This is a genomic window from Streptomyces sp. NPDC000941 (assembly GCF_053599555.1).
In genome coordinates, this window is record NZ_JBSFMM010000201.1 from 1 (window position 1) to 20,404 (window position 20,404).

23 protein-coding genes are annotated in these 20,404 nt (G+C 65.3%); 8 read left to right on the forward strand and 15 right to left on the reverse strand.

Annotation, left to right across the window (positions count from 1 at the left end):
• Positions 1–1,577 precede the first annotated feature (1,577 nt).
• The 11 genes from ACWDSL_RS41535 to ACWDSL_RS41585 form a co-directional block, all read right to left on the reverse strand.
• Complete coding sequence (locus ACWDSL_RS41535; RefSeq protein WP_450493355.1) at positions 1,578–2,729, reverse strand: tyrosine-type recombinase/integrase; 1,152 nt, start codon at positions 2,727–2,729, stop codon at positions 1,578–1,580.
• On the reverse strand, positions 2,729–2,911 hold the full coding sequence (locus ACWDSL_RS41540) for a helix-turn-helix domain-containing protein (protein ID WP_450493357.1): 183 nt from the start codon (positions 2,909–2,911) through the stop codon (positions 2,729–2,731). Before ACWDSL_RS41540 ends, ACWDSL_RS41535 begins: the two co-directional genes overlap by 1 nt.
• Positions 2,904–4,196, reverse strand: coding sequence for a replication initiator (locus ACWDSL_RS41545; protein WP_450493359.1), 1,293 nt, complete (start codon positions 4,194–4,196; stop codon positions 2,904–2,906). Before ACWDSL_RS41545 ends, ACWDSL_RS41540 begins: the two co-directional genes overlap by 8 nt.
• Before the next feature lie 159 nt (positions 4,197–4,355).
• Positions 4,356–4,646, reverse strand: a complete 291-nt coding sequence (locus ACWDSL_RS41550) for a hypothetical protein (protein WP_450493361.1) — start codon at positions 4,644–4,646, stop codon at positions 4,356–4,358.
• A gap of 39 nt (positions 4,647–4,685) precedes the next feature.
• Positions 4,686–4,871 carry a hypothetical protein gene (locus tag ACWDSL_RS41555; RefSeq protein ID WP_014177725.1) on the reverse strand — a complete coding sequence of 62 codons (186 nt, stop codon included), beginning with the start codon at positions 4,869–4,871 and terminating at the stop codon, positions 4,686–4,688.
• A 13-nt stretch (positions 4,872–4,884) separates the two neighbouring features.
• Positions 4,885–5,073, reverse strand: a complete 189-nt coding sequence (locus tag ACWDSL_RS41560) for a mobile element transfer protein (protein WP_014177726.1) — start codon at positions 5,071–5,073, stop codon at positions 4,885–4,887.
• Between the two features lie 11 nt (positions 5,074–5,084).
• On the reverse strand, positions 5,085–5,684 hold the full coding sequence (locus ACWDSL_RS41565; RefSeq protein WP_450493363.1) for a DUF2637 domain-containing protein: 600 nt from the start codon (positions 5,682–5,684) through the stop codon (positions 5,085–5,087).
• A 14-nt stretch (positions 5,685–5,698) separates the two neighbouring features.
• Positions 5,699–5,908 carry a hypothetical protein gene (locus ACWDSL_RS41570; RefSeq protein ID WP_450493364.1) on the reverse strand — a complete coding sequence of 70 codons (210 nt, stop codon included), beginning with the start codon at positions 5,906–5,908 and terminating at the stop codon, positions 5,699–5,701.
• A gap of 80 nt (positions 5,909–5,988) precedes the next feature.
• On the reverse strand, positions 5,989–7,365 hold the full coding sequence (locus ACWDSL_RS41575; protein WP_450493366.1) for an FtsK/SpoIIIE domain-containing protein: 1,377 nt from the start codon (positions 7,363–7,365) through the stop codon (positions 5,989–5,991).
• A gap of 5 nt (positions 7,366–7,370) precedes the next feature.
• Positions 7,371–7,721 carry an SCO3933 family regulatory protein gene (locus tag ACWDSL_RS41580; protein WP_450493368.1) on the reverse strand — a complete coding sequence of 117 codons (351 nt, stop codon included), beginning with the start codon at positions 7,719–7,721 and terminating at the stop codon, positions 7,371–7,373.
• Positions 7,722–7,915: 194 nt separating this feature from the next.
• Positions 7,916–8,701 (reverse strand): GntR family transcriptional regulator, encoded by a 786-nt coding sequence (locus ACWDSL_RS41585; RefSeq protein WP_065962457.1) that lies wholly within the window; start codon positions 8,699–8,701, stop codon positions 7,916–7,918.
• Between the two features lie 112 nt (positions 8,702–8,813).
• Here ACWDSL_RS41585 and ACWDSL_RS41590 point away from each other — a divergent pair, with 112 nt between their 5' ends.
• From ACWDSL_RS41590 to ACWDSL_RS41605, 4 genes are all read left to right on the forward strand, one after another.
• A complete protein-coding gene (locus tag ACWDSL_RS41590) occupies positions 8,814–9,221 on the forward strand; it encodes an NUDIX hydrolase (RefSeq protein WP_450493385.1) in 408 nt (135 codons plus the stop codon).
• A 45-nt stretch (positions 9,222–9,266) separates the two neighbouring features.
• Positions 9,267–9,701: an ATP-binding protein gene (locus ACWDSL_RS41595; protein WP_450493370.1), complete on the forward strand. Its 435-nt coding sequence runs from the start codon at positions 9,267–9,269 to the stop codon at positions 9,699–9,701.
• On the forward strand, positions 9,698–9,991 hold the full coding sequence (locus ACWDSL_RS41600; RefSeq protein WP_450493372.1) for a hypothetical protein: 294 nt from the start codon (positions 9,698–9,700) through the stop codon (positions 9,989–9,991). Before ACWDSL_RS41595 ends, ACWDSL_RS41600 begins: the two co-directional genes overlap by 4 nt.
• A 545-nt stretch (positions 9,992–10,536) precedes the next feature.
• Positions 10,537–11,115, forward strand: a complete 579-nt coding sequence (locus ACWDSL_RS41605) for a hypothetical protein (protein ID WP_450493373.1) — start codon at positions 10,537–10,539, stop codon at positions 11,113–11,115.
• Between the two features lie 334 nt (positions 11,116–11,449).
• Here the strand turns inward: ACWDSL_RS41605 and ACWDSL_RS41610 are convergent, their stop codons facing one another.
• Complete coding sequence (locus ACWDSL_RS41610; protein ID WP_450493374.1) at positions 11,450–13,165, reverse strand: AIPR family protein; 1,716 nt, start codon at positions 13,163–13,165, stop codon at positions 11,450–11,452.
• A 595-nt stretch (positions 13,166–13,760) separates the two neighbouring features.
• Between ACWDSL_RS41610 and ACWDSL_RS41615 the strand changes: the two genes are divergently transcribed.
• Both ACWDSL_RS41615 and ACWDSL_RS41620 read left to right on the forward strand, forming a co-directional pair.
• Positions 13,761–14,132 (forward strand): GIY-YIG nuclease family protein, encoded by a 372-nt coding sequence (locus ACWDSL_RS41615; RefSeq protein ID WP_450493375.1) that lies wholly within the window; start codon positions 13,761–13,763, stop codon positions 14,130–14,132.
• Positions 14,133–14,603: 471 nt separating this feature from the next.
• Entirely contained in the window at positions 14,604–15,533 is a 930-nt protein-coding gene (locus tag ACWDSL_RS41620) for a hypothetical protein (RefSeq protein WP_450493377.1), read from the forward strand.
• 450 nt (positions 15,534–15,983) lie between these two features.
• On the opposite strand, the gene ACWDSL_RS41625 is transcribed toward ACWDSL_RS41620, so the two are convergent.
• Entirely contained in the window at positions 15,984–16,178 is a 195-nt protein-coding gene (locus ACWDSL_RS41625; protein ID WP_450493386.1) for a DUF6959 family protein, read from the reverse strand.
• Between the two features lie 447 nt (positions 16,179–16,625).
• Between ACWDSL_RS41625 and ACWDSL_RS41630 the strand changes: the two genes are divergently transcribed.
• On the forward strand, positions 16,626–17,444 hold the full coding sequence (locus tag ACWDSL_RS41630) for a hypothetical protein (RefSeq protein ID WP_450493378.1): 819 nt from the start codon (positions 16,626–16,628) through the stop codon (positions 17,442–17,444).
• Positions 17,445–17,790: 346 nt separating this feature from the next.
• Here ACWDSL_RS41630 and ACWDSL_RS41635 read toward each other — a convergent pair whose 3' ends face one another.
• Positions 17,791–18,507 (reverse strand): tectonin domain-containing protein, encoded by a 717-nt coding sequence (locus ACWDSL_RS41635; RefSeq protein WP_450493379.1) that lies wholly within the window; start codon positions 18,505–18,507, stop codon positions 17,791–17,793.
• 902 nt (positions 18,508–19,409) lie between these two features.
• Positions 19,410–19,706: a GYD domain-containing protein gene (locus tag ACWDSL_RS41640; RefSeq protein WP_450493381.1), complete on the reverse strand. Its 297-nt coding sequence runs from the start codon at positions 19,704–19,706 to the stop codon at positions 19,410–19,412.
• A 158-nt stretch (positions 19,707–19,864) separates the two neighbouring features.
• On the opposite strand from ACWDSL_RS41640, the gene ACWDSL_RS41645 reads away from it, so the two are divergent.
• Positions 19,865–20,254 carry a VOC family protein gene (locus tag ACWDSL_RS41645; RefSeq protein WP_450493383.1) on the forward strand — a complete coding sequence of 130 codons (390 nt, stop codon included), beginning with the start codon at positions 19,865–19,867 and terminating at the stop codon, positions 20,252–20,254.
• The last annotated feature ends 150 nt before the right edge of the window (positions 20,255–20,404 follow it).

The window sequence follows — 20,404 nt, forward strand, 5'->3', positions numbered from 1 at the left end:
GCACCATCGCAGGTTCGAATCCTGCCGGGGGCACCAGCCAAAACGCCCCGGACCGATCACGGTCCGGGGCGTTTGACATCCACGTCTGACATCAACGGGGGCAGTCACTGACGACCGGGGAGCTTCCTGACGGACCAGCCCGTGTGGATCATGTCCTCACACTGCCTGCCAGGGCCTCGCGGAAGAGGCTCTGCAGCAGCGTCAAGCTGATTGATCCGTGGCACCCCACGGCCAGAGCGTCAGTCGTCGACTTCGGCACACCAACAAGTGTCCCGCCCGAGATCCTCCAGGAATACGAAAGGCACGTCGACGCCGTCACGCCACCCAAGCGCCACGAAGTGGTCTCGCAGGAAAGCGTCAGCCTCGATCAAGGCCGCCCACGGGCTGTCACAGCTCTCCCCAGCCTCCTGATAGGCGCCATCGCAACCGCGCCCCGTCCACGTCCACGCAGATCTCCCCGGAACGCGGCTAACTTCTGCGCTTCCTCCGTACCTCTCTACAGAGAACTTCTCTGGCAAAGCCTCTCCGGCGTCACCTGCTGGGGGCCACTTCTTCCGCGCAGCCTGCCGGGAGATCCCCCAGGCAGCTCCAACTTGGCCATAGCTGGCCCCCATTCCGCCAGCAGCCTGTGCAGCATCCGCAGCAAGGTCCTGAACAACCTCTTGCATGTAACGCAGCACATGCAGGTGAGCAAGCTGCCAGTCAACGTACCGAGTCACGCCTGCCGGAGCAGTGTGGCCGTTGTCCATGCACTCTCGGCTTCGCGACGAGATTCGCCGTGCTAGACCATGGGCCGCCCGGCGCATTTGGTCGAACAGCTCGGAAATTTCAAGATCGTCAGGCTCGCGCCATGCTGGATCGCGCACACCGTCGGCGTCGCCTCCCGGCACACCCTCATCAGCGAGTTCTGGTTGGTCCATGGCGACAACCGTAGTTGTCACCATGGACCAACTGCGGCAACCGCGGTTGTCGCCATGACGCAACTACGGTTCTCGTTGCAGGGCCGACGATCACGCCCCCGCACATACTGAGCATGCCAGCCTCTCGCTTCCAACCACGAGAAGGAGATACATAACCGCAGGTCAATCGGAACATGGCCCCGTAAGTGATCTTGAAATGCTAGTTTGGGTAACTAACGCTGATCTCTGAATCGACTTGCGCCGCTAACTAGCTCTTCCCTCAAAGTCGGGTGCGTCCAGAACCGCACACCACCTACGTGTGCGCGGCGCTATGTCATGCGCTTCGACGAAGAGGAGGTCTCGTGACCAACCACCGAGACAAGCACCGAGTGACGGCAACTCATGTCCAGCATCCGGTATCTGATACGACTGCCTCAACAAAGCCCATCTTCGATCTCCGCTGCGGTGGTGTCCGCGTGACAGTGGAGCGCGCACCGTACAGGCTGCTGGCGCTCATCAGCACCACAACGGCCTGTGCACTAGGAGCGGGCTGGTTCGTTCGCTGACCATCCGTCACATGTTGCGCCCTGTGAGGTCGTGTGTCTGAATCTCGGCAGGCTTGAGCGGACGCCCCCAGCCTGAAAGGGTCGGGGGCTTCGCAGCGGACGTCGGAGATAGTCACTGACGACTGGGGTGTCTTTTGAGCAGCCGGTCCATGTGGCTGATGGCCTCCCGCTGGGTGTCCTGGACGACATGCGTGTAGACGTCCATGGTGATGCTGATCTGGCTGTGCCCCAGGATCTCCATCACGACGCGAGGCGCGACCCCGGCCGCCGTCAGCAGGGTGGCGGTGCCGTGCCGGGCGTCGTGCAGCCGGATGACCCGGATCCCGGCTTTCTCAGCGATACGAGTAAAGGAGCGGTAGACGTTCCGCGGCTCGACCGGGCGGCCGGTGCGGGTGCTGAAGACGTGCCCGCTGCCCTCCCACTTCTCCCCCGCACGCTCCCGTATCTCGGCCTGTCGCATCCGGTGCCAGCGCAGCGGAGCGATGCACATGGCGGGAAGCGGGACGGCTCGACGGCGCCGGCCCTTGGGGTCATCGTCGTACAACACTCCACGCCGACGCTGCGTCTGCTGGCGGACGTAGAGAACGCGCTTCTCCAGGTCTACGTCCGCCCAGCGAAGGCCGACGATCTCACCTCGGCGCAGGCCCATGGTGATGGCCAGCACGAAGGCCGCGTACAGCGGGTCCCGGCGAGCGGCGGTGAGGAAGTCCAGCGTCTCATCCAGCGTCCACGGGCTCAGCTCACGAGCCTTCGGCCGAGGCGGCTCGACCAAGGAGGCGACGTTCCGCGTGATCAGCTCCTCGCGGCAGGCCGCCGAGAGCGCGGTACGCAGCACGCGGTGTGACTCCTTGGCAGTGGCGGCGGTGGTCTTCTTCTCCACCCGGACGAGGAAGCGCCGTACGTCGGCGACGCCCAACGATTCCAACCGCTTGGCCCCGAGCATCGGCGCGAGGTAGAGCCGAACGTGTGCCTCGTACTTATCGAAGGTGCTCAGCTTGCGACGCGGCTTGATGACGTTGTCCAGCCAGTACGGCAGCCATTCGGACAGCTTGGCCGAACGGGTCGGCACGGGTATGCCGCCGTCGACCTTGGCCAGCAACTCGCGGCGTTTGGCGTCGCACTCGGCCCAGGTCTTGCCATAGGCGAACTTCCGGGCGCGGGTGCCGTCCGGCTGAAGGACGTAGACCGCGCACTGGTAACGGCCATCCTTGCGCCGGGTGATGGTGCCCGCGCCGTTGGGGTTGCGTTTGCGCTGGGGTGGCATCAGGCGGCCTCGGCAATCTGGTGGTCGATGAACTGGCGGAGTGCGGCGGCGGGGATGCGCCGGGCGCGGCCGATGGTGATCGAGGGAAGACGGCGGGACCGGATGAGGTCATAGACAGTGGAACGGCCGAGCCGCAGCCGGGCCATCACTTCCCGCACGGTCAACAGCTCGTCGTCATGCATGGGTCGGTTCTCCTTCCGTTCCGGGGGCAGGGGTGACGGTGGCCGCAAGCCATTCCTCGGCGGGCGTGAGGCCGGTCCCGGCGTAGGCCCAGTGGGCGAGGACGAGCGTGGTCTCTTCTTGCTCCAGCTCGGCGGCGACTTGGGCCCGTCGCCACGCGGCGCGGGCATTGCGGAGTGCGCCGAGGGTGGTGGAGTAGCGGCGGGACTTGGTGGAGAAGTGGCCCCGAAAGCCGAGCATGTGAGCCCAGGCGCGCAGCCGGAGGTCTTCCAGGTCCTTCCGAGCCCCGAGGGCCCAAGCCGTGCGGATCAGGCGGCGGGTGTGCTCGGGGACGTCGATCTGCGCCAGCTCGGCGATAAGCCGTATCGGACGGTCGAGAGCCCCGGTCGCCGTCTCGGCGCCTTTGGTGGCGTGCTTGGCGATGTACGCGGCAACCGCCCGATCAGTCAGCGCCGTCCCACCGTCCAGCTCGGGCCCACGAATGGGCCGTACGTCGAGCTGACGGCCGAAGGCGAAGCGATGAGCCCGGCCGTCGATCACCGGCCCCTTCACCTCCGCCTTTGCTGCGGCAGCGCGGATTGCGTCGGTCAGCAGCTCGGTTGTGGCCCAGGCCGGCGGCGGGGTGTCACCTCCTTCCGGGCCGTCCAGCCGGATGACACCGTGGAAGTGGACGGCGCCGCGCTTCTGGTACTCGGCGACTTTGGCGAAGGACAGCCGGGCATGGTCACGGAAGGCCCGTTGCGTGAGCCCGGCGCGCTTGGCGACCTCTCGCCGTAGGTAGATCGAGAAGCGCCGCCACAGGGGCCCGGCGTGGGCGTTCCAGAGCACGGCGGATTCGTAGTCGTACGTGTCCGGGTCCAGCGGAGCGCCAAGCGCGTCGTCGTCCTGGTCGTGGTGGACGCCGCAACGACAGCTCCGGACGGTGCCGCCGGGGGCAGTGGGTCGGTTGTGGACGGGGCCGAAGCTGGGTGCGGTGAAGGTGGCGAAGACACGGGGGTGCGTGGCTACCTCCTCGGGGGTGCCTTTGCCGCCGCGTAGTCCGGCGGTGATCAGGTGGAAGGTGTCGCGGCGGTAGGTCTCAGCGCAGGCCGGGCAGCGGGTGACTCGGCGGTTGTTGCAGCGGACCAGCAGATGCCCGGCAGGCAATTCGGCGGAGTCCAGGCGATGGAGAACGCGCCCGATCTCGCCGGTCTGCCGGTCGACCTGGTGCTCGGTGCGGTGACCGTCGAAGCGGATCGGATGGGTGCAGCCGCCGAGGCCGGAGAGTTGGCGGAGCAAGGCGGGCATGGTGCCGAGTGCTGCCAGGGTGCCCAGTTCGGGCAGCGGTGGCGGGGTGGTGCGGGTGATGATGGGGTCTCCTCTTTCGGCTCTGGTCGAGAGGGGTTGGGCTGCCGGGGCGGCGGATGCTTGGCGGTATCGAGGCCGCCCCGGCAGTCGTGTTGCGGTTCAGCGGCGCCGCTGGTTGCTGAGCAGTGAGCGCATGACGACGGCGGCGACCGCGACGGATACGGCCGTGATGGCGACGGCGGCGAGCAGGGCCGTCAGGACGATGCCGACGGTGACCACGGCAGCGACGGTCCCAGCGCTGACCCCGGGCACCATCCGATGAGCGGGCGCGGGCGCGGTGTGCTGGCAGGAGCAGGCCGGGGCGTGGCTGTGCTGGACGGCCGGGACGCTCGGGCTGATCACGTGTGCGGAGGGCAGGGCGGGGGCCTCGGGGAACTTGGGTCGGAACACGATGGATCTCCTCTCAGCTACTCGTCTAGGTGAGTGGTGTTAGCGGTTGACGACGTCCACACCGGAGCGCGTACCGGATTCGATGACCGGGGCGAGAACGGTGTGGGAGAGCCAGAAGCCGAACAGAGCGATCACGACGACCACCCACACACGGACGCCGAGGAACTTGATCGCGAACCAGGTGATGGCTCCGAGGACGAAGATCAGAGGCAGGCTGACAGTCACGGGCGGATCTCCTTCAGCGGACGGGGCAGCGGTGGGTACGGGCGGCCAACTCGGCGGCGGCCCGGGTGTCGTAGTCGGCGGAGAAGTCGCAGCGCGGCGCGGTGCATACGGCGGTGTGCTTCTCGCGGCCCCGCTGGTCGTAGGCGGTGCCGACCCGGACAGGGCCGATGCGAGCGATGTTGCGGAAGCGGCGGAGCGACATGGGGACTCCCCTCAGAGGCGGGCGGCGATGGCGTCGGCGAGTGGCGCGGGGACGTTGAGACGGGCACGCAGGGTGCCGGGGTCGATGGGTGAGCCCGTGCGAGCGTGGTGCTCGTCGGCGAGCTTGCGTGCGTGGGTGACGAGGGCAGCCGGAACGTGTGTGGTGGGCAGTTGCGGCTTCTCGGGTTCCGGTTCGATGGGTGGCCCCGCAGTTTCCGGCTCGGCAGCCACTGGCACGGGTTCAGCGGCTGGTGCGGTGTGGGCGAGGAGGGTTCCGCCGAGGAAGGCGACGGCGGGCCATCCGGCGACGAGGATGCGCAGCCAGGCCGGTACGTCGTCCAGGTCGAGCAGCCCGGCGGTGGCGACGTTCGCTCCGAGCGACGCGGTCAGGGCGACGACGAACCAGCACCAGCCCGCTGCCTTGGACGCCCCGGACCTCAACCGCCGCCAGGCCGCCACGAGCAGCAGGTCAACGGACACTGGATAGGCCCAGGCTTTCCACCCGGCTTGCCCGGCCGCCGAGGCGAGGTCATGGATGTGGGCGAAGGACAGCGCGGCGGCGATGACCGCTTGCACGAGCACCGCGTCAACACGCGCCAGGTGAGTGCGCATGGTTTCCTTTCCGGTCAGTCGGCGCCCTTGAGCGCGTCGGCCCTGTCGCGGGCAATGGCGGCGACCTCAGCAGCCTCGGTGTCACCAGCGCTGTCGGCGGCGATGCGTTCCAACAGGTCTGCCTTGCGGCTCATCAGGTCGGCGAGGTCGCCGACCCTGTGTTTGCGGTAGTTGGCCAGGTCGGCGATGAGGGCGGAGACCTCGGAGATCGAGGGTCGGGACATGGTCGATTCCTTCCGGGTTCAGGCATGGCGGGGGTAGGGACTTGGCGCGATACGGTCACGCCGACCGTGTGATGAGGGGGTTACTCAGTAGCCGGAACGGGCTTGACCAGCGAAACGGGAGCGCTCACCGGGACGGCCGGCACGGCGGGCCGGAACGGTTCGAGCGCGGGCAGGTCCGGCACGAGGTGCGCGTTGTCGCGGCAGACGGCGGCAGCGTCGGCGAGGGACAGGTACGGGGTGCGGATGCGGGACCAGCCGCCGGAGGTGTCCCCCGCGACCGCGAGGCCGGGCCGTTCAGGTGCGATGGCACAGGCCGCGCCGACCGCTTCCGGGGCGATGTCGCCCAGCGCCATCTTCGCGGAGGCTTCATCGTTCACGCGGTGGCACACCCGACCCGTGAGCTGAGCCCGCAGCATTGTCGCGCCCTTGCCCAGCTCGGCGCCGAACCGCTGCCCGCACACCTCCAGGTAGATGCCTGCCGCGCGACCGAGTTGGGCAAGCCGGATGAGCTGGGTGACCATCTCGTCCCGCCGTTCCTCGTCCTTCCGCGTAGCAACAAGGAACAGCTCGGCCACCTCGTCCACGAGCAGCACCACCGGCACCGGCCGCTCATCCTCCGGAAGCCCCCAGATGTCAGAGGTGATCTCCTCATCCGGAGTGCTCGGGGCAATGCCCTGCCGGGCCTTGATCAGGTCGTACCGGTCCTCCATCAACTCAACGAGCACCGGCAGCAACTCGGCCGCCTGCACAGGATCGGTCGCCAGCGCCGACAGCCGTGGAGCGAACGGCGCCAGCTCCACGCCCCGCTTGCAGTCGATCCCAACCAGCGCGACCGGTTGCCGCGCCAGCCCGGTGATCAGGTGCCGCAGGAACATCGACTTCCCCGACAACGTGGCACCCAGGGTGAGCTGATGTGGGATGGCCCGGTAGTCCCGCACGAACGGCGTCGCGTCCTCCCGCAGCGCCACCGGCACCTTCAGAAACCCGCCAGCCGTCTTGCGAGGCATCCGGACCTTCCGCAGGACGTCGAAGCCGATCAGCCTCAGCTCGACCACACCCGGCTTGATCTCCTCGACGTACGCGCCGTGGACACCCCAGGCGTGCCGGAGCCGTTCCGCCGAGGCCGCCACGTCGGCGGGTTCCTGTCCCGGGGCCAGCCGCAGCCGGACCCGCAGCCCGGTCGGCGTCGGCCGGATGATCCCCCGGCGAGGAGGGACCGGCCGGACCTCCCTGTGGGTGAGCGCGTGAATCGCCCAGGCCCGGAGCCGGGACGGTGGCACGGTCAGCCCGCAGGCATCCATGACCGCCCCGTACGAGCCCAGCAGCTTCACCGTCGAGACCGGCAGACCGACCGTCGACCAGTACGCAGCCGGGTGCTTGGCCCGGAGGTAGGCGGCCCCGCCGACCGTCGCGGCAACGGGACCACCCACCTCCAGCAGCGTCGTCACATCGGTCATCAGGCTCAGGCCCCCGCACCCACCGGTATGACGGCCGGGGCGATGGCGTCGGCCCGGAAGGCGATGCCGTGCCGCTGCTGCCCGTTGAACACACTCTCCCAAGGCCGCGCGACCAGACCGATCAGAGTGACCGGCGATCCGAGAGCAAGCCCATCGGTCACCCCGCTCTCCGGCAGGGTCACCTGAAGCAGGGAGGACTCCCCGCCGTCGATGTAGACGACGCCCAGGCGCATCAGGGCCTCACCGCTCTGGGCATCCTTGGCGATCTCGCCGGTCTGCCGGTCCTTCACCTTCGGCTCGGGCGCCTCGGTCAGCAGGATCGTCGCGGTAGACGTCTCAACACGGATGGAACGCAACTGCTTCTCCTTCTCTCACACTTCAACCATCTAGTCATCTAGATGAGTTGCTGTCCTTCGACCCGAACGGGCGGGAACGGGGACCACCATGCCACACAACTTGCCCACTCGTCTATACGAGTATGTGTCTTGGTGTGTACGAGTTGAGAGAGGCGGCCCACCACGGCCGCGCAGCGCGCCATCTGGCCCGCCTGTCAGGTGGCGGGCAGTTGGTAGGAGAGGACGTACGCGTCAGCGGCCATCACGGTGTCGCAGACCTCCACTGCCCGCCCCTCGGCATCGAAGGCAGTGCGGATCAGATGGATCACCGGCACACCCGAGGCCAGATGCAGCGTCCGCACCTCGGCAGGCGAGGGCATCCGGGCGCGGATCTCCTCATCGAAGTGGTCCAGGCGGTGACCCATCTCTTCCAGCCGGGCGTAGATGCCACCAGGCCCCGGGTTCGGCTGAGCAATCGGTGTGTCCCGGGCCAGGTCGAGCGGCAGATAGGAGGTGGCGAACTCCACCGGCCGCCCATCGAGGAGATACCGGCGCCGCCGGGCGAGCACCTTCCGGGGCGAGCCGAGCCGGGCGGCGATGTCCTGCGAGGGCCGCTCCTCCTTGACCTCCAGGCTGTCCACCTCGGGGCGGCTTCCCGCGGCTTCCGCCTCCACCGTGAACGCCGACTTCCCCTGATCACGATGACGCCGCGCGAACCGGTCGGAGGCCAGACGCCGCACGGGCGGCCGGGGCCGGACGAAGACACCCTTGCCGTGTTCGGAGACGGCGAGTCCTTCTTGCTGGAGCAGAGCCAGCGCGTTGCGGACGGTCATCCGTGAGACGCCGAAGTGCTCGACCAGCTCAGTCTCCGAGGGCAGCTTGTCACCCTCCTTGAAGCGGCCCTTGTCGATCGCTTCGCGCAGCCGGTCGGCGATCTGCCGGAACACGGCCCGATCGCTGGTCGGGTCCAGCGCGCCCAGGACGGAAGTCAGAGAAGGCATGATGTTTGTACTCCTTTAGGTGTCTAGACGAGCGGCTGACCCTGGTTGCTACGGTGGAGAGCCTAGCCAGCCGAGAGGGCAGAGGAACGTGAGCACTGATCGCCCGCACTCCGTGAGCGTCGCCGGGGTCATCGTCGACGACGCCGGTCGCGCGTTGCTGATCAAGCGACGGGACAACGGTAAGTGGGAACCGCCCGGCGGCGTACTGGAACCCGGAGAAACCATCCCCGACGCCCTGCAACGGGAAGTACTCGAAGAGACCGGAATCAAGATCGCGCTCCCCGCGACCCTCACCGGCATCTACAAGAACATGTCCCGCTTGATCGTCTCCATGGTCTTCCGCTGCGAGGCGATCGACGGCACCCCGACCACCGGAGCGGAGACCCGCGCACTTCGCTGGGCCACCCGCGAAGAGGTCATCGAGCTGGCCGACGAGGCGTACGCGATCCGCGTCCTGGACGCGCTCGACCACACGACCCCGCCGGCCGTCCGCGCCCACGACGGCGCTCGACTCATCTAGCACGAACCCATTACCCATGGCCCCTACCAGCATAGAGGAACTTGTATGCACGAGTATATGAGTAGCGTTCGTGCCTGGGGACTGACTTGCCCAGGATTCCCAGAAGAGATCGGCCGCGCCCGCCGCTGGACCCGCGACATCCTCAGCGACCACCCATGCGCAGACATCGCCGCCCTGATCGTCAGCGAGCTCAGCACCAACGCCGTGACCCACACCGCCAGCGGCAGCCCCACAGGAACCTTCCACGTCGCCCTTGCCATGTCGAAGCAGGTCGTAGCGATCTCCGTCACCGACGACGGAGGCAAACCCGAGACACCCCACCCCGCCGAGCCGGACCAGGACGCCACCCACGGCCGGGGCCTGAGCATCGTCATGGCACTCGCCAACCACCTCGGCATCACAGGCGACGAACACGGCCGCACCGTCACCGCCGAACTCCTCACCTCAACCGCACTCGCCCCACAGGGAGGCGCCCTGTGACCACCGCACCCACATCCGGCCGCAACGACGGCTGGGAAATGGACCAGCTCCACCGCGACGAGATCACCGTGGCCATGAACTGGGTCATCCGCACGTGTCAGCAGATCGTCCGCGACCGCAGCCACAAGACCTATTGGGCCCCAGCCACCACCAGCGAGGGCACCCCATCACCCGAACAACTCATCCAGACAGCCCGCGAAGACGTGATCGACAAGCTGCAACGGATAATCGACGGCGCCCAGTTCGTCATGCACCACATCGAGCACGAACGCGCCAAGCGCAAGCAATGAGTAACAACCTTCTTTACGGGTTCAAGACGCCGCGCAAGCGCGGCGCGCGCGGCCCGGCCCCCAGCCGGGCCTGCGCTCCTGTCTCCGCCCCGCTCCAGCCCGGCCGGGAACCGCACCGCGCACAGAACGAGCTGAGACCCATGAGTCGAATACCACACAGAGAGCAGTCGCGGTCAGAGCAATGCCTCCGGCGGGGGATCGGCCGGCACCGGGATGGAGGGGGCGCCGTTGCCGACTGCGGGACCGTAGGTGGCGTGCGTGGGGTGCTGCCATCCCGTCCACCGTCGACCCAGGCAGAGCCGAGCGGACGCGGCCCAGGGCGTCAAGGTCGTTCGTACAGTGGCGCGCTCCACCTTGACGCCCTGAACCACGCCCGCTCCACGGTGTGTGGGTCGACGGCGGACGGGATGGCAGCTGGGGAGGGTGGTGGGCTGAGGAAATAGTTCTCAGCGGGCCGGTTAGTGACAACACGAATCCAGTGGCCCCTGCCCGTTACCGCTCCCAACCGTGCTGACAAGGGTGCCAAGATCCATCACACTCTCCGGATGGACTCGGGAGTTGCTGCCGTTCTTGGTGCCGTGGTCGGAGCTGCAGGAACGGGGGGAGCCGCGATCATCGCGGCCTTACTCGCTCGCAGTCAGGCGCGCCTACAGGTGCAGGCTGACTACGTGCGTATGCTGCGGGAGCCAAGGAAGGCTGCCTACGTCGCGTACGTTGAAGCGCATGAAGGGGTTAACGAGCTTCTACACCGAGCCTTCGTTCTACTCCATCGAGACCCTGAGATTCCGGATCCAGACCTGCGTGCGCAGCGCCTAGAGGAAGCAGAGAACGCTTTTGACGAAGCACACGGAAAAGCCCCTGCTATGGATCACTTGCGGGCGGTGCTCGTGGTGGAAGGTCCTGCCAACGTAGCGAACTCAGCAGCCATAGCCGATGCAGCACTCCATGAGTACAAGAGTGCAGTGATGCAGTGGCTGTATGCCACCTTGCGGGACGCTCCGGAGGAGGCTTTGGAGCTGGCTGCCATTGAGGCCAGAAACGCGTCGCGCCGCGCCTACACGAAGCTACTCATCGATGCCTCCGAGGCAATCGGTGAAGGCTCAGTCGTCCGTCTCACTCCGTAGGGCACCAGCGCGGTGCCATGTCTCATCTGCGCGGGCGGCGGTGGGCTCGGCTTTCAAGGCCACGTGTAGTGGCTGACATCAGCGGCTGATGCTAACGGGCGCGAACAGCGGCGGTCGACGTCGGCCGCCAGTGAACAGCGAGCCAAGACCCAGGTACGGCTGTTTGACGTCGAGGGATTGCGATGATCGACCTGATAAGGATGAGGCCCGACCTCAAAGCCTGGATTAGGCACGGTGCGCCGCCCCCACACTGGTGGGCGGCGCACTGTCGGCTTGACTGAGTCATTGAGACTCCGCCAACATCAGGAGCACACGCTGGGTCGAGCCGCCGCAATCAAGATTTCATGAGTTCAGTGATCAGATCCTGAGTGAATTGCTGCCGCTTAAGCCGGTCCCTTGACGGCATCTGTCCGCCGCCAGTCGCGATAACAGATTGAGCCAGTTCCCGGAATGTCGCGATCAGGTCATGCTGCTTCAATGCGACAATGATCTGCTCACTCTGCTCCTCCGCCTTTGCCTTCTCAAGGGAAGTCGATTTCCCGCCCAGTACGTGATACTTCAGAGCCATGAGGATGTGATACCTGGTCGGCTTATAGGCGGACTCCAACGCTCCAGACCTGAAAGCATTTTCAAGTCGGTACGCAGCGAAGGCGCTGACCATATAGGGCAGCAGCTTGTGATCCTCTCGGAAGATGGCTGCGCCGATGTCATCGTACAGCCTACTCGCGTACCGAGCAGCAACGTGGGGAGCATCTAGGAACATGGCTGAGACAGCGCGCATTTGGTCACTGATGGTGACGATGCGGTTCTTGGTCACTTCTTTGTTGTAGAACTGACCGGAACGACGCTCGTAAGTCAGCTTGAAGTCTGGAGAATCAAGCTTATAGAAATCCTCCAGCCTCTTCTGGAACTTACTGAGAGCCACCAGGTCGTTCTCTTGGACGGCGGTCTGAGAATTGGTTGCCCGAATGATCTGGGTGGCAACCTCCTCGTCCCCGGTCACTACTAGCCGAATAGGTACGTAGACCTCAGACACGGCATCACCGAGCGACTGCTTGGACAAATAGAGACAGTGGCTGGTCTGACAGCCATTCACGATCTGGTAGCCGGAAACCGCCACTGCATCTCCTGGCTTAGGAGCATAAGAAGCAGCGACGACAGTCACCCCGTTATTCAAAACGGGCAGGAGGCTCCTCTCTGTAGAGTTTAGGGTGTCCATGATCTGCATGTTGACCGAGTTGTCTTCCCCTCTGAACCCTCGCACGTTGTCATAGAAAACACGCTCATCAAGGTTCTTTTCATCGCCGGTTTCGATCAATTTAAGCAGTTCAGCTACCGATACGACCCCCAAAATTGCCTGATCGACCCCAGGCATCTTTGGGAGATTAACCTGCTTCTCGAATTGAATTTCCACCTCGTTTGCATGGTTCTTCCTAACCCATGCGTCGTGGATGTCGTCAGCACCTAGAACAGCAACAGAAACGCGCCCGAGGAAGCCAAGGCTGTCGATCTGTTCCGTGACGGTAGCGACTCTCTGCGTTACGGGGTCGGACGAGACCGCATTCTTCGGCGCGGTTGTCGTGAAGTACAAGTAGACAGAAGGTGAACCCTTGAGGCGGCCCGCATAGTTCTCGAATACCGCTCCGAGCGCCTGTGCTAGCGCCTCCATGCGAGGATACGCAGGGAAACCGTCATTCTTGAGGAACTTTCGAACCGTGTCGCCGAAGCTCAGAACCTCGGCACTCGATACAGAGGCGGACTGCTTCGCCTGGATGAAGTGCAAGCTCACTTCAACCTTGGCGGCATTTTCGCAGATTTCTCTCACGTCATCCGCGTCCCAGGCCAACTGTCCATTCACGTCAAGTGCGATGACGTCTATGCCGATGGCTCCCTGGTCAAGGAGCAGGTCGGACTTTTGAACTTGCGCTATGAGATCTTCTGGAAGAATGAGACTGGCGGCGAAGAGCTCGAAAGCATCAGGGTTGCTGATTTCGAGAAGTTCCTCTTCTTCGCGAAACTTCTTAAACAGTCCTTGGATGAGGGGATTCATCCAAACTCCCAGCTGCTAGACGACAGCGTCCCGAGTGGGTGCACCTCTTTAGAGAGATTCAACGCACATCGATCTAGGTCATATTAGGGCCCGTACCTCCAACTTGGGTAGGGATCCCGCACTTTGAGCCCGTAGCGGCGAACATGATTGGCTTCGACCGCTCGCCACTCGATCGAGGGTTGTATCAGAGGAGTCGGCAGTTGTGCTCGTGCCAGACGCGTGCCAGATCTGGCGGGTAGCTACAGGGAACAGCAGCGAACAAGGCGGACGCAGACCAAGTCTAGGCGCCGCCCCGCCGCAGGCCAGTTGGATCGCTCGAGGATCACCTGAGCTCCCCGAGCTGGGCTATACAGGCGAGGGACGTTCTGTCAGCGTCGACCAGTAGCCTGCGACGATCATCCGTGGAACGTCTGGAGGGTTCGTGGAAGCTACCGCTCTGGTCAGTCCCGATCGGTTGTGGTCGGCGCGGGAGATCTTGGTACGTCCGAGCCCTGTTCCGGCGGCTGCAGGGGTCTACGGGTGGCACTTCAAGCAGTCGCCCCATCCGGACCTGGACGTTGGGCGTCTGCTCTACGTCGGGATAGCCCCGCGGTATATGGCGAACCGGACCAGCACGCAGAACCTGCGCAAGCGGGTGCGCTATCACTACCGGGGCAACGCGGCCGGCTCGACGCTGCGGCTCACCCTCGGATGCCTGCTCGGACTTGCGTTGCGCCGCGTGGGCAGCGGTAAGCGAATGACCTTCGGCAGGGCCGGCGAAGCCGCCCTCAGCCAGTGGATGGCGGACAACGCGCGGGTGTGCTGGATCGAGCAAAGCGAACCGTGGGACCTGGAGTCACAGCTCATCTCCCAACTCGACCTACCTCTGAACCTCGACCAGAACCGTCACAACGTGTTTCACAGTCGCTTGAAGGATCTACGGGCTCAAGCACGCCAGCAGGCGCGGGAGTTGCCCATCAGCTCGTAGGCCGTCGTACGGGCCGCCGGGTCATTGTCTGGGCCGTCTCTGGGCCGTCCGAGGTCGCCCCACAGTGGCCAACGACGACCAACGACGACCACCAGGCGCGCGACCCCACCGCACCTGACCAGCAAAAACCCAGCTCACCAAGATCCCCGACAAGAACCAGGGCAAGAAGACAGGTCGTTGCCCTCCCGTTCAGACCCTGCGGAGCCGGGACACGGGCGCAACGGGCGTCCGGAAGGAAAGACAAGGGATCTGCCTACAACCAGCAAAGATCTTGGAGTCAAGACGTTAAAGATCATTTTTTCTAGAGCCTGTCCCATCTGCGGAGACGGGTGTCGCGCCCACCTCTCCTGTATCCGATAGTCGTTACTAGTCATCATGGATATCTAATGCCTGCTCAGGGGAGCAACCGAATGTCGAGCAGCATCCGGTGACGACGCCTCAGGCCGACGGCCTAGCGTGCATGCTGGGGCTATGCCACGGATCATTTTTCCACCGGCCGACGATCCCCTCCCGGATGGCGGCCTCTCCCAGGAGCACAGCATCGCCGCGCTCCTGGGCTCCTCAAAGCGGCGTAAGAGAGAAGTGCCCATCCGCCGGTCCCTCGTGCAACGTGTCGTCGAGGGAGACAGTGGAGACGCCAAGGCTCCGAGTCCACTGAGCGCACTGGTGCGCGCCCGCCGCGAGCGGGCGTTGGACCTGTACCTGCTCATGGCAGCTGTCACCACCGCAGCCCCGTATGACGTGACCGAGCGGTCCGAGCTTTGGGCCCGCTGCCTGGGCCACCACGCGCCAGGCGCCTCAGCCAGTGTCATGGTCTCACGCCTCTGGTTCCAGCTTGAGCAACTCGGTTTGATCAAAAGGTCCCAGAACGGCAAGTTCACCAAGATTACAAAGCTCATGGAGGACGGCACGAGCACCTCCTACCGTCCGCCCATCGGCCTGGCCGACGGCCCCCTAGAAGACATCTACTTCCGGCTGCCGTTCCAGTACTGGGTCGATGGACTGCACGAGAAGCTGACCCTGTCAGGTAAGGCGCTGCTGCTCATATGCATGAGCCGACGCGATCCGCAGTTCTATATTCCCGAGGTGTTTGCGGACTGGTACGGGCTATCTCCGAAGACGATCCGCAAAGGGCGTGAGGAGCTGCTGAGGACGGGGGTTCTTACCACGGTTGGGTACGGAATCTACATCGACACTTCTCTGCCTACCCTCACGACGACCGCCGACAAATATGCCTTCCAGGCCCCCTACAACCTGAACGTCAGCAAGCGCGCGACAGCGGCTGATTGCTCCGCAGCTGACGAGACCAAGGAAGACGGGCAGGCGGCACCTACTTCGGCCCCGGACGAGCCACTCCTTTCGACCGTGGAGTTCCTAGTCCGCAAGGGCGAAGCAGGCTGAACCCCACCACCCAGGTGAGGACAAACGGCGCTGGTCGCCGCCCAAAAGGCGGCGGCCCCCTGTTCCCGCAGGGAGCCGCCAGATGAAGCAACCAATCGCTCGACCTTCAGGAGGAGCCATCAGTAACACCCTCAAGGCTACGGGCCAGCCCCGGAAGCCGTCGACTCTGCCCACCCGCATGGGGCTCTGGCTGCGGAACGCCCGTGCCCAGTGGACATCGTCAGCCCGGCGCCGCAACGTGCGCGCGCCCCGTGCCCAGTGGACATCGTCAGCCCGGCGCCGCAACGTGCGCGCGCTGGGACGCACTGCCGGCCACGGACTCGTTCGAGGCATCGCTGCCGGACTCGGCACCACTGTGGTCTCTGGCATCGCGTGGTGGGTTCAGCATCGTTGATCCACCGCATGAGCGGCACGAAGCCTCGGCCATCCCGCAAGGGGGGCCGAGGCGCGTCAACAGAGCGTCGAGGCCCACCATGAGCAAGCCGGCGGAGTCTCGGCCTCGGCCAGATCGCCACGCGCGCACGCCTCCACCACCTCGGCCAGATCGCTACGAAGGATGTGAAGGGAGAGGCCCGGCATCAGCACACCCGGGAACCTGCGACCGGGCAGGCGAACCGCAGCATCGTTGCCACCATCAGTGAACAGATCTACCTCAACGCGCCATCACGCCATCCAACCTGACATCACCAGGTGACATCAACGACGGCGTACAGAGACGGCCTTGAGCGACCGAACGCACGAGAGAAACGAAAGCACCAAAGCTCCAGGTGGGCTGATGGATCGAACTCCTAAAGCGGGTGTCGGCAGTTCGAATCTGCCCGGGGGCACAACGAAAAGGGCCAGCTCAGGAGGGGTTTCTTCCCAGGCTGGCCCTTTGTCATGTTCGGGGTCGTGTCACACGCGGGCCACTACGGTCGTGTGGGGGCCGGATCCCCTAGTGCTCAGTGTTAAGGACATTCCGGGCCGCCTGTTGGAAGCCCTTCTCCGGCCCTCGCCTCGCCGCCGCGGCTGCGCGTACCCCGCCCACCGACTGCCCTCCGCCCCATGCTATTCCTGCTACAGCTCATGAAAAATGGGTGGAGGGGGTCAGCGATGGCAGAGCGGGCGTGGGCCACGGCGGGCAAGAAGGACGGTCCCGACCGGAAGTCGGCGGGCCGGGCGCGGCTCACGGGCGCGGCGCTGATCGTGCTGTCTGTGATGGGGGCGGTGCTGAGCTACCTGGCGTTTACGGTGTGGGTGCCAGGCCAACAGGAGCGCTACGAGCACTACCGGGCAGCCGAGCCGTGCCCCGCACAGGCGACCCCGCAGGATGTGGCTGCGAAGGACTGCCTCACTACCTGGCACTTCACCGTCACGAAGGCTGAGTCCAGGTTCACAGGAAAGGTCACGGCCTACGAGGCGACCCTCAAGGACAAGGGCGACGACTCCTGGCAGAGGGTCGTGCGGTTCAGCGACTCCGGGCCGCTCTTCGACAAGCTGCATCGGGGCGACGAGGTCACCGCGACCGGCTGGCGCCGCGACATCGTCGTCCTCAGCAAGGACGGCGTCCGCCAGAACACCTCCGACGCACCCCGCGACGAGCACCAGGGGAACGCCGCCCTAGGAGTCCTCCTCGCACTCCTCGCGGCCCAGTCGCTGGTATTCGGCGCGGTCCGCCTGGCCAGGCCGACCGCCTTCGCGCCCTTCGTCTGGGAGCCGTACGGCAGGTGGCTGGCCTTCACCAACATCTGCGTCGGCGTGGGCGTGGGGGCCGCGTCGGTGTGGCTCGGCATCCCGTGGTGGACCGTGCTGGTGACCGTGCCGGTCGTCGTGTGCACAGTGATGGTGCTGCTTCTGCGCCGGCAGCGGCGCTCGGCGGCGTCCTCGGCGAAGGTGAGACGGCAACAGGACTCGCGAGTGAGTTCGCGATAGTTCAGAAGTTCCCCCGTGCCCCAACCTCGCCAGATCCGGCGGGGACTCACGGGAAACCGCGGCTGCTGGTGGTGGCCGAAGCCAGTAGCCGTCGAAGTCGGCATCCCACAGGTCAGGCCCCAGCTCACCCCACCCCGCTCCCAAAATGGTTATCCAGCGCGGTCACTGAGTCCACACCCCCTGGAACTCCTCGGCCGCAATGGCCTCCAGCGGATCCATCGATCTCCCACAGCGTCTTAGCACCACCTACGCCCGCCGGACAGGCCCGAGCAGCCTGAGCAAAGAGGTGCCACGCAGTGCCCGGGGGGCGTTGCGTGGCACACCAGGGTTCGCCTCAGGGGACGGATCAGCCGGGCAGGTCGCCGATGTAGCGGTAGATCGCACCGGCCGCGTTGACGCCCCAGACGGTGCCGTCGGCGCCTACGCCGATGTCGGACAGCGACCCGGGGATGTTGATCCAGGGATTGGCGGGGGTGGTGTCGCTGTAGGTGTAGTGGTAGATCGCGTCGGAGGGGTCGACGCCCCACACGCAGGTGCGGGTGCCTACGTCGATCGCTTTGAGCGAGCCGTTGATCCCCTTCCAGTTGTTGGCGTCCCGGTCGCCGGTGTAGCGGTAGACCTGGTGTGCTGCGTTGACGCCCCAGACGGTGCCGTCGGCGCCCGCGCCGATGTCGGACAGCGACCCAGGGATGTTGATCCAGGGATTGGCGGGATTGGCGTCGCTGTTGCTGTAGCGGTAGACCGCACCCGCGGGGTCGACCCCCCAGACGTTGGTCCTGGATCCCACCGTGATCCGAACCAGCGAGCCGTTGATCTGCTTCCAGTTGTTGGTGTCCTGGTCACCGGTGTACCGGTAGACCTGGTGTGCTGCGTTGACGCCCCAGACGGTGCCGTCGGCGCCCGCGCCGATGTCGGACAGCGACCCAGGGATGTTGATCCAGGGGTTGGCGTCGTTGTTGGTGTAGCGGTAGATCGCACCGGCTGCGTTGACGCCCCAGACGTTGGTCCGGGATCCCACCGCGATCCGCACCAGTGACCCGTTGATGTGTTTCCAGTCGGACATGCTGCTGGCCCCTCTCCAGTCGGTGTGGTTCGCCTGCACGCTGCCCAAGAGGAACGATTCATCATTCAAGCGGATTTGAAGGGTGATCAGGGTTATTGACTGAATGAGATGGTTTGCCCGAGTGGAGGCCGCTCCCGGGCTGACCTCACGCAGGTCGGCCCAGCTGCCGAGATGGCGCGATCGTGGCCACTCGTGCGAGTGATTGACAACGAATCGACCGTCCCAACCCCAGCCGCCTCGGCCAGGCACAGCGCCTCCGCTGCCAACGCCGCTCGAACCTACAGACCAACAGGTCCGAAAGCGGAGCCGTTGCCCGTTGAGCCTTCGGCTGACGCTGTGGACCCTGGCGGACCACCGAGCCTTCATGGGGCAGCGAGAAGGGACGTTCGCGCATGTCAAGGCGGTAGTCGCCGTTCTGGCTACAGCCCTCTTGAAAACCGCGGTGGCTGAAGGCGATGACGGCAGTAGTTGACGGCAACAGGAGTGCACATTGCCGTACCACGAGACTCGTCCGCATACCGCGCAGGCTGGGGCGAGGCGTCGACGGGCTGATCACCGCATCAGCGTGACAAACTCCTAAAGCGGGTGTCGGCAGTTCGAATCTGCCCGGGGGCACACAACGAAGGGCCAGTTCAGAGGCTTGATCCTCCCGGACTGGCCCTTCGCCGTTTCCGCTGCCGTGCCCCTTACGCGCCACTGTGCTTCCACAGCCGCCCGACGAGGCTGTCGGCTGTGCCACTCACCGGAGTACCCGGGGGTAGATGCCGCCAGGACCGGTGTCCTGCTGGTTGATCGGCAAGCTGGCGACCAGAGCGGTTGAGACGTCAACGACCGACCCGCCACAGACCTTCTGGATGCGAGGGTCGACACCGGCCGCTAGCGCTTACACCGAGTGGTGATCGTCAGCCAGCCGCCTTGGCGATGATGCGCTCCATCTCCTCCCGGCCAAAGGCCCGCAGAGTCGTGGAACGGACGTTGCCCACTGCACCCAGCTGCAGGAGCGCTGCCGTGGCGGTTTCGTCGTCAGGCGCCTCGACGACAGCCACAACGTCGTATGGACCGATGGTCCAGTAGATGCTCAGAAGCTTGGCCCCGAGCTTGTGCACCGCTGAGCCGAAAGTCTCGGCGCGCTTCGCGGTGTCTTTGTAGTTTTGGGCCCCTTGATCAGTCCAGCTCAGCAAGGCGACGTACGTCGGCATGTTCTTTCACCTTCACGAGGAGACACGTCCCGAGGTCAAGGCTGGACACCTGGGCCGAGACCCGCACGAGGTGCGCGCCCAAACGGGCAATACGAGCGACCACAGGCATCGAGGGGCAGGGCTCACATGCACGCCCGAGGGCCGCCTACTGTGCTGGCATGACGGTGATCGGGCAGGTCTCGTTGGGCGTGAACAACGACAAGCGAGCGGGCGAGTTCTGGCGCCATGCACTGGGATACGTGCAGCGACCTCCCCGCTACGAGGGTGACGACTGGATCGTCCTGGAGCCTCCGCCAGGTGAGTCCGGGGTCGCCATCGCCATGGATGTGAGCGAAAGTCCGGCAGAGGAGTTCCCCCGCATCCACTTCGATCTTGATGCTGGTGACCGTGACCTCGACGAGGAAGTGCATCGTCTTGTGGCGCTGGGAGCACAGCGGATCGACTGGCAGCACTATGCCGAAAGCCTGCCTCCCGGAGGGCGGCCGTACGTCGTACTGGCCGACCCGGAAGGCAACCGATTCTGCGTCGAAGGCCATCGTCACGGCTGACCTTCGCCCCCGCCCTACCGGGCACAGGACACTGCCTAGTGTGATCGGTGGGCTTAGAAGCTGTTGTCTTTTCGATCTTGAGCGGTGGCGGTCGAACGCGGATTCCCGGTCGGGTGATCCTGCAGTGGCCAGAGCATGAAGACGGGGCCT